Origin of the sequence: Lactobacillus kimbladii, assembly GCF_000970755.1 — a bacterium.
Classification (GTDB): domain Bacteria; phylum Bacillota; class Bacilli; order Lactobacillales; family Lactobacillaceae; genus Lactobacillus; species Lactobacillus kimbladii.
The window spans coordinates 1,086,702-1,096,979 of sequence record NZ_KQ034007.1 but is presented as its reverse complement, the minus strand read 5'-3'; the positions used below and the strand labels follow the sequence as shown (position 1 = coordinate 1,096,979).

14 protein-coding genes, 1 tRNA gene and 1 other annotated feature are annotated in these 10,278 nt (G+C 34.1%); of the genes, 10 read left to right on the top strand and 5 right to left on the bottom strand.

Annotated elements, in window-relative coordinates:
- Positions 1-75: 75 nt before the first annotated feature.
- Together JF75_RS05575 and JF75_RS05570 are read right to left on the bottom strand one after the other, a co-directional pair.
- A tRNA-Ser gene (locus tag JF75_RS05575) sits at positions 76-165 on the bottom strand.
- A 144-nt stretch (positions 166-309) separates the two neighbouring features.
- Positions 310-678: a MerR family transcriptional regulator gene (locus JF75_RS05570; RefSeq protein ID WP_034979600.1), complete on the bottom strand. Its 369-nt coding sequence runs from the start codon at positions 676-678 to the stop codon at positions 310-312.
- A 157-nt stretch (positions 679-835) separates the two neighbouring features.
- On the opposite strand from JF75_RS05570, the gene JF75_RS05565 reads away from it, so the two are divergent.
- From JF75_RS05565 to pnuC, 5 genes are all read left to right on the top strand, one after another.
- Positions 836-1,243, top strand: a complete 408-nt coding sequence (locus tag JF75_RS05565; RefSeq protein ID WP_045928178.1) for a carboxymuconolactone decarboxylase family protein — start codon at positions 836-838, stop codon at positions 1,241-1,243.
- A gap of 139 nt (positions 1,244-1,382) precedes the next feature.
- Positions 1,383-2,090, top strand: a complete 708-nt coding sequence (locus JF75_RS05560) for an AzlC family ABC transporter permease (protein WP_046332208.1) — start codon at positions 1,383-1,385, stop codon at positions 2,088-2,090.
- Positions 2,077-2,403: an AzlD domain-containing protein gene (locus JF75_RS05555; protein WP_046332207.1), complete on the top strand. Its 327-nt coding sequence runs from the start codon at positions 2,077-2,079 to the stop codon at positions 2,401-2,403. The genes JF75_RS05560 and JF75_RS05555 overlap by 14 nt, the downstream gene beginning before the upstream one ends.
- Positions 2,404-2,622: 219 nt before the next feature.
- Positions 2,623-3,786 (top strand): cation:proton antiporter, encoded by a 1,164-nt coding sequence (locus JF75_RS05550; protein ID WP_046332206.1) that lies wholly within the window; start codon positions 2,623-2,625, stop codon positions 3,784-3,786.
- A gap of 136 nt (positions 3,787-3,922) precedes the next feature.
- A complete protein-coding gene (gene pnuC / locus JF75_RS05545) occupies positions 3,923-4,636 on the top strand; it encodes a nicotinamide riboside transporter PnuC (protein ID WP_046332205.1) in 714 nt (237 codons plus the stop codon).
- A gap of 33 nt (positions 4,637-4,669) precedes the next feature.
- Here pnuC and JF75_RS05540 read toward each other — a convergent pair whose 3' ends face one another.
- A complete protein-coding gene (locus tag JF75_RS05540) occupies positions 4,670-4,978 on the bottom strand; it encodes a TipAS antibiotic-recognition domain-containing protein (protein WP_052726875.1) in 309 nt (102 codons plus the stop codon).
- A 169-nt stretch (positions 4,979-5,147) separates the two neighbouring features.
- Between JF75_RS05540 and JF75_RS05535 the strand changes: the two genes are divergently transcribed.
- The 5 genes from JF75_RS05535 (at position 5,148) to JF75_RS05515 (ending at position 8,829) form a co-directional block, all read left to right on the top strand.
- Positions 5,148-5,657 (top strand): dihydrofolate reductase, encoded by a 510-nt coding sequence (locus tag JF75_RS05535; protein ID WP_046332204.1) that lies wholly within the window; start codon positions 5,148-5,150, stop codon positions 5,655-5,657.
- A gap of 1 nt (position 5,658) precedes the next feature.
- Positions 5,659-5,847 (top strand): hypothetical protein, encoded by a 189-nt coding sequence (locus JF75_RS05530; RefSeq protein ID WP_046332203.1) that lies wholly within the window; start codon positions 5,659-5,661, stop codon positions 5,845-5,847.
- A 59-nt stretch (positions 5,848-5,906) separates the two neighbouring features.
- Positions 5,907-6,146, top strand: a binding site (T-box leader).
- Positions 6,147-6,191: 45 nt separating this feature from the next.
- Positions 6,192-7,043, top strand: coding sequence for a MetQ/NlpA family ABC transporter substrate-binding protein (locus JF75_RS05525; protein WP_046332202.1), 852 nt, complete (start codon positions 6,192-6,194; stop codon positions 7,041-7,043).
- A 27-nt stretch (positions 7,044-7,070) separates the two neighbouring features.
- Positions 7,071-8,135 carry a methionine ABC transporter ATP-binding protein gene (locus JF75_RS05520; RefSeq protein WP_046332201.1) on the top strand — a complete coding sequence of 355 codons (1,065 nt, stop codon included), beginning with the start codon at positions 7,071-7,073 and terminating at the stop codon, positions 8,133-8,135.
- On the top strand, positions 8,128-8,829 hold the full coding sequence (locus tag JF75_RS05515; RefSeq protein ID WP_046332200.1) for a methionine ABC transporter permease: 702 nt from the start codon (positions 8,128-8,130) through the stop codon (positions 8,827-8,829). Before JF75_RS05520 ends, JF75_RS05515 begins: the two co-directional genes overlap by 8 nt.
- Before the next feature lie 65 nt (positions 8,830-8,894).
- On the opposite strand, the gene JF75_RS05510 is transcribed toward JF75_RS05515, so the two are convergent.
- Together JF75_RS05510 and JF75_RS05505 are read right to left on the bottom strand one after the other, a co-directional pair.
- Positions 8,895-9,176 (bottom strand): HU family DNA-binding protein, encoded by a 282-nt coding sequence (locus JF75_RS05510; RefSeq protein ID WP_034979630.1) that lies wholly within the window; start codon positions 9,174-9,176, stop codon positions 8,895-8,897.
- A 161-nt stretch (positions 9,177-9,337) separates the two neighbouring features.
- Positions 9,338-10,198: a glycosyltransferase family 8 protein gene (locus JF75_RS05505; RefSeq protein ID WP_046332199.1), complete on the bottom strand. Its 861-nt coding sequence runs from the start codon at positions 10,196-10,198 to the stop codon at positions 9,338-9,340.
- Positions 10,199-10,278: the final 80 nt, after the last annotated feature.

The following is a 10,278-nucleotide window of genomic DNA, read 5'->3' as shown; positions in this document are numbered from 1 at the left end:
TATCATTTTTATGCCGTGCGAGAACATAATAAAAGCTTGTAATAGGTGATACTACAAGCTTTTTAACTTAATTTAAGGAGAGTACAGGATTTGAACCTGCGCGCCAAGGAAAAACTTGGTTCGCCGGATTTCGAGTCCGGTGCATTACCACTCTGCCAACTCTCCATAACGAATAACATTATACCTTAACTGAATATTTTTTCAACTTGCCATTTTCTTCTAAATTGAACAAGTGCGTGTTTGTTGTGTATTTGCTTGATGTAATATCGGAAAAAGCAATTAAATCAGTATACACACTAGATAGCAATATTATTCTTTTAGATCACCGATTGTCTTGAGATAGGTTTTAATTTTTTGTTCTACAAACTTGATATTATCGTCAATTTTCTTTTCCTGTTCATGTAAATTATCAAGCTGCTTAAACAGTAAAACAAGTCTGTCAGGTATAGTTTGGTCACCCTCATAGCGTAATTTGGTGTATTTTTGCATTTCTTTAATACTCATACCAGTCTTTTTTAAGCGGGAAATGAAACTAATCCATGCTACGTCTTTTTCAGTATAAATGCGACGATTATTTTCATCACGATTTGGGAAAAGTAATTTTTGCTTTTCATAATAACGCAGTGTGTCGATTGAAAAGCCACTAAGTTTCGAAAATTGACCAATTGAATATTTCATTGTAGTTCCTTTCTAAAAAATTCAAGCTAGGTAAATGATACATCGTCATATTTTACCACTACCAAAAAATTTTGAAATAGTAGTTGACATGGACTATACTCCAGCAACTATTCTATAAACCGTTAAAAAAGTTTACAAAACAAAAAGGAGAAAAACTATGAAAAATGATGAACGTTATCAAAAAGGTTTAGTAAATTTAGAAAAAGTTGATCAAGAGGGCGGCAAATCAGTTATTGATTCACTAGCTGGTTTATCTGAAGATGTAGGTCGCTACATTATTGAATTTGCATTTGGTGACGTATACGATCGTGGTGTCCTGGATCTAAAGCAAAGGGAAATGATTACTATTACAACTTTGCTGACACAAGGAGACACTGAACCGCAACTGAATGTTCATATCAATGGCGCTTTAAATGTCGGTTTAACGCCAAAGGAAGTAATCGAGACATTTATTCAAACTATTCCTTACGTGGGATTTCCGAAAGTGCTAAACGCGATTAATGTTGCTAAAAAGGTATTCAAAGATCGTGGAATAGATTTCACGCAATCGAATAAAAGTGAATAAAGTCATGACTAAAACTAGTTACTGTTATAAGTAAACTAGTTTTTTAATCTGAAGCTGATATAGTTCGTATTTTTATGACTATAAAACAAGCATGCATGAATTTAATTGTAAGTTAATTTTTGAGTTAAAGAAGTGAAATATGGAAAGTTCATTATCTAAGCGTGCAGCTGTTATTGACACAATTCCAACAGTTTTTGGCTATTTAGGAATTGCGTCCGCTTTTGGTGTGATTGCTCGCTCAACAGGTTTTTCGACTATTACAGTAATCATGATGTCAATCATAATCTATGCTGGATCGGCACAATTTACCACTGTTAGTATGCTAGTAGCAGGTAGTCCGATTGCTTCAATTATTTTTACTACATTTATGGTCAATTCAAGGATGATTTTAATGAGTACAATGGTGGCACCGTACTTTAAGAAAGATAAACTGGGCAAAGGTATTTTAATTGGCACGCTTTTAACTGATGAAAGCTTTGCTCTGGCAATGAATAAACTTAATTTTACAAATGACAAAATGAATTTCAGTTGGTTCAATACTGAAAATATGATTTCATATAAAACTTGGGTATTTGCTACAGCGATTGGTGCCATACTTGGCAACTTTATTAAAGATCCAAAACAATTAGGTCTTGATTTTGCAAATGTGGCAATGTTTATTGGTTTGTTATATTTGCAAGTAAACAATGATAAGTCTTTAAATAAGCTGTTACAAGTAATAGTAATTTTACTGACAATGTTGTTGACCTATATTTTGACAATGATTTTGCCACCCAGTATGGTTATTATTGTTGTAACCCTTATTGGATGTGCATTGGGGATGGTAATAAAACGTGTCTTCTTCTAACTATTTGTTTTTGACTATTATCGGATGTGGACTTGCAACTTGGCTATCGCGGATACTTCCTTTTGTTTTATTAAAAAAATTCACTTTACCTAAAGCAGTGGTTGAATTTCTATCTTTTGTACCGATAGTTATAATGTCTACTATGTGGTTTTGCAATTTATTCACAGCTCAACCAGGTCAATTGCCAAAAGCTAACCTTGAATATCTTGTTGCTTCATTTCCAACTTTTATAGCAGCGGTTATTAGCAAATCACTTTTAGTAATTGTTATTGTTGGGGTAGTTTCTTTAGCTTTATTACGATTTTTTATTTAGTGAAAGATCGATCAATAATTGGTTTATATTTCTGTAAATTTGAATTAAAAAAATTGTGAGTTATACTAATAAAAGTTGCTAATTTGTGCAAAAATCAAATCGGTTCTTAAATTAAATAAATATTTTGGTTGGAGTGAAAGACTTTCAAGAATTGTTCTCAGGTTTGGGTTGCCTGAGCAATTTTGAAGGTCTTTTTTGCTGTAGAAAGCTGGAAGGTAAATGAAATTTTTAGGAATGCTAGTTGTTATATTAATAGCTACCCTAATTGGCGGACAATTAAGTGCAAGGTTAAGATTACCAGCTGTTGTCGGCGAATTACTAGCTGGGATAGTTATTGGACCGGGAATCTTTAATTTGGTACAACCGGGCGGAATCATTAAAGTGTTCTCCGACATCGGTGTGATTTTTTTGATGTTTTTGGCAGGTCTTGACAGTGATATTAAAACACTAAAAAAACTTTTTCGTCCTAGTGTGTTGGTAGCTGCCTTTGGTATGATAGTACCAATTATTATTGCTTATATAACAGGCATTCTCTTTAATTTTTCACAGGTTGAAAGTTTATTTTTAGGCTTAACTTTTTCAGCTACTTCGGTTTCAATTTCGGTAGCCGTTTTGCAAGAAATGGGACGCCTGGAAGGAAAGGAGGGCATGACAATTTTAGGTGCTGCAGTAGCAGATGATCTGCTCTCAATATTACTTTTGAGCATTGTTAGTGGACTGACAGGTGTTTCTGAGCAAGGTTCAAGTATGGAAAAAAACTTTATTATTAGCCTCCTTGTTCAGGCAGCCTTTCTTATATTATTAGTTCTTCTTAGCATTTATGTCATACCTCGGTTAATTAGCTTAAGTCAGCGTCTGACATTGCCTGTTTCTGAAACATTTGTGGCAATGATTATTGTGGTATTAGCTTCTTGGGCTGCTGAAGAAGTAGGACTTAGTAATGTGATTGGCGCTTTTTTTGCCGGTTTGGCTCTCAATCGTACTTCAGCACAGAAAATTCTCAAAAAGAATTTTACCGTCATTGGTTACAGTAGTTTTATCCCCGTATTCTTTGTCAGTATTGGTTTGGACATGAGCATTAGAGGAATATTACACGATTTTATTTTATTTATCGTTTTGATTATTGGAGGTGTTTTATCAAAATTAGTTGGCGCAAGCTTGGGCGCAAAAATTGCTGGGTTTAGCAATTCCAGTTCCTTGTTAGTCGGGACCGGAATGGTTTCGCGCGGTGAAATGGCTCTCGTGGTTGCACAGATAGGTTTGACAAACCATCTACTTGCGCCAGCGGCATATTCAACTGTGATTGGTGCGATCATTATGACAACTGTGATTTCGCCCTTTCTGCTTAAATGGTCAATAATAAAAATGGATAAAGATAGATAAGGCAAAAGGACAGTTGACAGCAGTCATTTTCATAGATCTGACTTTCTAGTTAAATTTCTTAAAGTGACTTAAAAGTTATGTTAGTATTAAAAACGTGTTTTTTAACTGAAATTCAAGTAGAAGGTAGGAAGGTCGGATGAAAGTTCAGCTAAAAGCTGATATTTTTAAATTAAAATGGTACATTAACCAAATGCGTGGTTGGAGTTTTAAAACATATCTCTTATTAATGCTGGGGATTGGTATTATTATTGGGACTACTGTTGCGTCTCCAATTGATCAAATTTCATTATTGACAATGGTTGCTGCAATTTTAGGTTTCACTTGTACTCTTGCTATTACTAACGCCAGACAAATTAACGGTATTTTGGGTTTGATTTCAGCTACAATTTACATTATTGTTTCCGTTTATGCCCAAAATTATGCCAATGTAATTTTACAGGGCGTATATATTGTTATTTTGGATTTACCAGTGTTGTTGTTGCCGTCTTGGTCTAAAGATACGGAAAAACATATTCATGGTTTGACACTGACAAAGTGGCTTCTTACCATTATCTTTTTTGCCGTAGTGCTAGTTTTACTTTATCTGCTAGATACAAAAATTTTTACTAGTCCTAGGCCCTTAATCGATGCAACAGCGGGAGCGATCGGAATTACTGGATCTCTTCTTTGCACATTACATTTTCGCGAGCAATACTATTTTTGGACTATTCAAGGAGTACTTTCAATTATTTTATGGGGAGTTACCGCGTTTCAGGGGGATGCTAATCTCACCTTATTTTTAACATATATTTTGTATTTAATTAATGATTTACTAGCTTTTACCGATAAGCTTGTTAGCTGGTTTCATTGACAAAAAAGAAGTCTTTCATGTAAAAGACTTCTTTTATTTTGCTAAATGTTTTTTGACAATTCTACTTAATATCTTAGTTGCACCTTTGCCAGCCTTATCATCATAATAGGATTGGTAGCGAGTATCATTATCATAAGCATCGACTATTCCTAAATGGATTTTGCGGGAATAATTAGGCATAATAATTCGCAGCCAGTTTTGATGCTTGGTAAAGACATCATCACTCAAATCGGCTTCCTTAGAAGGATCTTTTACAATTGCTTGTAAATCGCGCACTAAATCAGCTTCAGTTTGTTTCATTTTATTATATTTTGCTTCAGTAAATTGACTTTTTTCCGACATGACTTCCTCCTGTAATTTGTTAAGATACTTAAATAACTATAACAACATTAGCTTGAAAAATCATGTCTAAATTTATTTGCGGAAAGTTAACCAGGCATAATTGGTAATGCTGGGCAAAAGACAAGAAATCTAATAAATAAAGCGCTATAATTAAGAGAGAGGCGAACTAATGATCACTTTTGTTTGGGCAGAAGATGAAAAACACCAAATTGGTCTAGATGGACATTTACCTTGGAAACTGCCTGCTGACATACACCATTTTAAAAAGATAACTTATGGACATCCCATTGTCATGGGTCGAAGAACTTTTATGAGCTTGCCTCATATTCTACCAGGTCGCAAGCATATTGTTTTAACAACTAGTCAGAAATTAAAAAATAAATTTTTTGCTGATCAAAGAGTTTTAATAATATCTACGCTCACTGAATTACAAAGATGGATTGATCAACACAAAAATCTGGAAATTTGTGTAATAGGTGGTAATTCGGTCTTTGACGCCTTGAAAAATCAGGTAGATTGCTTAGAAAAAACTGAAATAAAAGCCACTTTTATAGCTGATGTGACAATGACAAAACTTAATTATAGCCATTTTAAGATAGTAAAAAGGGAATTTCATCAGCCTGACAATTTAAATCTTTATCCTTATGAATTTTTAACTTATATGAGAAAGGAGAAGTAACATGAAACAAGTAATTGCTTCTACCGTCGTTTTGATAATTTGCATATTAACTTTGATTAGCAGTTTTATACTGGCAGAAAACTTAAATCATAATTATTGGTGGCAGGTAATTGGTATGGCCATTGTAACTTTTGCTGTAGGACAATATTTTTTTAAAACAATAAAATCATACCAAACAAATAAAAAATAATTTATTTTTTGGTTGACAGAAGATTTTTTAGATGTTAAATTAATAAACAATTAAATAATTAATACATCTTGAAAAGCAGAGTAGCTATTATTTTTACTAACAAAGAGAGCTGACGTTTGGTGAGAGTCAGTTAGTAAGGTGTAGTGAACATGGGCTTGAAACGATGACTGCTAGTGATATTTAGCTAGTGGCGGAGTTGCATCCGTTAGCATTGCAAGCTATTGTTAGATAGCTGTTGAGGTTTATTACGTGAGTAATAAACAAATTAAAGGTGGTAACACGAAGCACTCGTCCTTAGTTTAGGATGAGTGCTTTTTTTATTGAAAAATTGGGAGGTTTTTCTAATGATTAAAAAAAGTCGCAATATAATTATTGGAGTAATTGCAGCCATTGTAATTATTGCAATTGCTTGGTTTAGCTTTGGCAAAAAAGGGGATAGCAATCAAAAGAACCATGTTGTTACTGTAGGTATAGTTAGTGAGTCAAAACCCAAAGAGGTTATTTGGGATCACGCTGCGGCCTTGGCCAAGAAAAAATATGGTATTACGATTAAAATCAAGAATTTCACTGATTACAATCAACCAAATAAGGCCGTAAAAAGTGGAGACATAGATCTAAATGCTTTCCAACATTATGCTTTTCTAAAAGCTTGGAATAAAGCCAATCATGGTGGATTAGTAGCTATAGGACGCACAGATATAAATCCAATTAGGCTATATTCAAAGAAATATCATAAATTGAGCGAGCTGCCAAAAGGTGCCACAATTGCTGTTCCAAATGACGCAAGTAATGAATCTCGTTCTTTACTCGTTTTGAAAAATGCTGGATTAATTTCATTACGCAAAGGTAAAGCTCTTGTGACCGTTGCAGATATTGTGAAGAATCCTAAAAACATCAAAGTTAAAGAAATTAGTGCCGATCAATGTGGACGTGTGATTAATTCAGTCGATGCAGCAGTTATTAATAATGACTTTGCTCGTCCAGCAGGTTTAGGTGAAAAACAAACAATCTTTGTTGAGCCGGTAAATAAAGATTCTTATCAATGGATAAATATCATTGTAGCCAAGAAAGACCAAGCAAAGAACAAGGACTACCAGGCGGTAGTCAAATGTTATCAAACCGCTGAGACTAAACGGATACAAAAGAAATATTACGGAAATATGACTAGAAGTGCTTGGGACATTAAATTGAAGTAAAAATTTTAATGATCGGAGAAGATTGTAATGGGTATTATTGATTTAGAACACGTTAGTGTAGATTTTCCTGATAAAAAAGGCAAAATTGTGCAAGCAGTTCATGATGTTAGTTTAACTGTAGAAAAAGGTGATATATATGGCGTTGTGGGCTTTTCCGGGGCTGGTAAGTCTACTTTAGTCAGAACAGTTAACCTTTTACAAAAGCCGACAGCCGGCAATATTAAAGTTAACGGAACTGATTTTGTTAAAGATGGCAAACAGGTGATAGCTAACAAAGATTTACAGCTAGCTCGCAGAAAAATTGGCATGATTTTTCAGAATTTTAATTTATTAAATGAAATAAGCGTCGTTGACAACGTGTCCTTTGCCCTGAAACATTCTGGATTAAAAGAAAAAGAAATAAAGGAAAAATCATTAAAATTATTAGACTTAGTAGATTTAAGAGACAAAGCAAATTTTTATCCGGTACAACTTTCAGGGGGCCAGCAGCAAAGAGTTGCTATTGCCAGAGCTTTAGCGAATGAACCAGATATTTTGATTTCAGATGAGGCTACCAGTGCTCTTGATCCCCAAAATACTCTCCAAATACTGACATTGCTCAAAAAGCTCCAAAAAGATCTTAACTTAACTATTGTCTTGATAACTCATGAAATGGCTGCTATTAAGAAAGTTTGTAATAAAGTTGCCTTAATGCAGTCTGGACAAATTGTTGAAAAAGGAAGTTTAAGGGATGTTGTGCTACATCCTAAAAATGATTTGACCAAGAGTTTCGTGGGTGGCTCTTTGGAAGTAATCAACACTTTGAAATCTCTTAATATTGATAAGCTTGACAACGATAATGAGGCCATTTATCAACTTGTATATAGCATGGCTAATGTCACTAAAACAATTGTTGTTGATTTGTATCGTGAAGTAGGGGTCGAAGCCAGTATGTTATACGGCAATGTTGAATTGCTTGATGATGAGCCAATTGGTACTTTACTTGTTCAAGTCAAAGGAGACAAGACAAAACAGCAGGAGACGGTTGCTTATTTAAGAAAAGCGGAAGTTGCTGTCACTCGTTTAAACGAAAAGGGGGATCTATATGAGTAGTTGGTTTAGCAAAGTTTTTCCCAATGTTGTGCAATTAGGCTGGCTGGGAGACACTGGCTGGGGCACCAGCATTATTCAAACTCTGTATATGACTTTTTGGGCCGGAATTTTTGGCGGTATTCTAGGAATGGTTTTTGGTATAGTTTTAGTCTTGACAAAGAGTGATGGCATCAGGCCTAATAAATTTTGGTTTAACCTTTGCGATAAAATTGTTTCAATTTTTAGAGCAATTCCATTCATCATTTTACTGGCATTCATTGCTCCAGTAACACAAAAAATTGTGGGTACCCAAATTGGCATTCAAGCGGCTTTAGTTCCTCTTACATTAGGCTGTTTCCCATTTTATGCGCGACAGGTTCAAGTAGCACTTGAAAGTGTTGACCACGGTAAAATTGAAGCAGCACAGAGTTTAGGAGCTACGATCTGGGATATTATATTTAGCGTTTATTTAAACGAAGCCAGATCAGAACTTGCTCGTGTTTCTACCGTAACGGTTATAAGTCTAATTGGTTTGACTGCAATGGCAGGTGCAATTGGAGCTGGTGGATTAGGTAATACTGCAATTTCATACGGCTATAATCGGTTTAATAATGACGTTACTCTTATTGCGACTGTTTTAGTTATTATTTTAATATTTATTGTTCAGGTTATTGGTGACTTTTTCGCTAACAAATTAAATCATCAAAATCGTTAAAAATTTAAAAACAAAATAAAAACAACGAGTTGAATCTCGTTGTTTTTTCGTATTTAAAAGTAGAATTATTTAACTGCATCCTTCAATGCTTTACCAGGCTTGAATGCAGGTACTTTAGTTGCAGGAATGGTTAAAGTTTTACCAGTTTGTGGGTTTCTACCTTTTCTTGCTGCACGATTACGTACTTCAAAAGAGCCAAAACCTATGATTTGTACTTTTTCGCCTTTAGCCAAGTTATCCTTGATTGATTCGATTAAAGCATCGATAACTTTTTCTGCATCTTTTTGTTTAAGATCTGTCTTTGCTGAAACTTCTTTAGTAAGTTCAGACTTGTTAATTGAAGCCATAATTCTTCTCTTTTCTATAAAAAATATTACACATTCAATGCTATTAAATAGTTTGTTTTTTTTCTATACCAATCCACCTAAAGCATTGTGTCGCTTGATATTCGGCAACTTTTATTATTTTAGCACACATATAGCAACCTTCAACAGTAAAAAGCTAAATGTTAGCTTAATTTTTGTTGTTTTAACAAGCGGTTGACCATTTGCAGATAATTAAGGTAAAGGGGTTTGAACCGGGAATGTTTCTCCTTTTGCCAGGGCTTGGGTTTACCACAAAAATGTAAAATTGAGGTGTTTTTCATGACCCACTCGGTATTGATTTCACCTGTGCTCCTTGTTAAGTAAACAGAGAAAGCTCTAGCATCGTAGTTCCAGCGGGTTTCTGGAATTTTTAGAATGTCTTCTCCGTATAAGTAATTTAAGATATCTTGATCAGGTAAAATCAAAGTATCATGATGCTCTTCAATTGCTTGAGTAATTTCTGTAATTTTTATTTTTTTGCGCATCTGATCTAAGTCCATTAACATTATTCCAGAGTTAAAGTAGCCTGTTGATGTGCCTAGCCTAATATTATTGATTGAACTCATAATGTCCGTTAAACCTTCATGCACGGAAGCTGCAAACATTTTACCTTCAAGATCTAGTTCCCATAAGGGTACTATTGAGTTAATAACTAATATGTCAGGATCAAGATAAATAATTCGATGTAAATCAGGCGGCAAAATTTTACTTGAAAGTAATCTGAAATACATTTCTTTTGGATAATCATGCAAGTTGAGTAATGAATCAGGAAATTTAATATTCTTATTCATAGTTAAGGTGGATACTTTAATTCCTATTTTTTCTCCAAATTTTTTTAATTTATTCAGAGCGTGCTGGTTGATGTTATCGTAAATTAGCCAGACATGAAACTCTTCAGTCATATTGTTAAGCCTAAGAGAATACATCATAACTTCGAGTGGTTTGATATAGTTTTGGTCAATAGTGACTAGTATTTCAATTGGTTCTTTTTGCGACTTTTTCATGGATTTCTTCCTTTAACAACATTATTATGTTTTCACTATTTCTTAGTATAAAGCAAAAGTACATTATGTACCTCATAATA

What these genes read in the sequence shown, in the direction of transcription:
- JF75_RS05570 (WP_034979600.1), bottom strand. Translation starts at nt 678, where the DNA reads ATGAAATATTCAATTGGTCAATTTTCGAAACTTAGTGGCTTTTCAATC.
- JF75_RS05565 (WP_045928178.1), top strand. Translation starts at nt 836, where the DNA reads ATGAAAAATGATGAACGTTATCAAAAAGGTTTAGTAAATTTAGAAAAA.
- JF75_RS05560 (WP_046332208.1), top strand. Translation starts at nt 1,383, where the DNA reads ATGGAAAGTTCATTATCTAAGCGTGCAGCTGTTATTGACACAATTCCA.
- JF75_RS05550 (WP_046332206.1), top strand. Translation starts at nt 2,623, where the DNA reads ATGAAATTTTTAGGAATGCTAGTTGTTATATTAATAGCTACCCTAATT.
- pnuC (WP_046332205.1), top strand. Translation starts at nt 3,923, where the DNA reads ATGAAAGTTCAGCTAAAAGCTGATATTTTTAAATTAAAATGGTACATT.
- JF75_RS05540 (WP_052726875.1), bottom strand. Translation starts at nt 4,978, where the DNA reads ATGTCGGAAAAAAGTCAATTTACTGAAGCAAAATATAATAAAATGAAA.
- JF75_RS05535 (WP_046332204.1), top strand. Translation starts at nt 5,148, where the DNA reads ATGATCACTTTTGTTTGGGCAGAAGATGAAAAACACCAAATTGGTCTA.
- JF75_RS05530 (WP_046332203.1), top strand. Translation starts at nt 5,659, where the DNA reads ATGAAACAAGTAATTGCTTCTACCGTCGTTTTGATAATTTGCATATTA.
- JF75_RS05525 (WP_046332202.1), top strand. Translation starts at nt 6,192, where the DNA reads ATGATTAAAAAAAGTCGCAATATAATTATTGGAGTAATTGCAGCCATT.
- JF75_RS05520 (WP_046332201.1), top strand. Translation starts at nt 7,071, where the DNA reads ATGGGTATTATTGATTTAGAACACGTTAGTGTAGATTTTCCTGATAAA.
- JF75_RS05515 (WP_046332200.1), top strand. Translation starts at nt 8,128, where the DNA reads ATGAGTAGTTGGTTTAGCAAAGTTTTTCCCAATGTTGTGCAATTAGGC.
- JF75_RS05510 (WP_034979630.1), bottom strand. Translation starts at nt 9,176, where the DNA reads ATGGCTTCAATTAACAAGTCTGAACTTACTAAAGAAGTTTCAGCAAAG.
- JF75_RS05505 (WP_046332199.1), bottom strand. Translation starts at nt 10,198, where the DNA reads ATGAAAAAGTCGCAAAAAGAACCAATTGAAATACTAGTCACTATTGAC.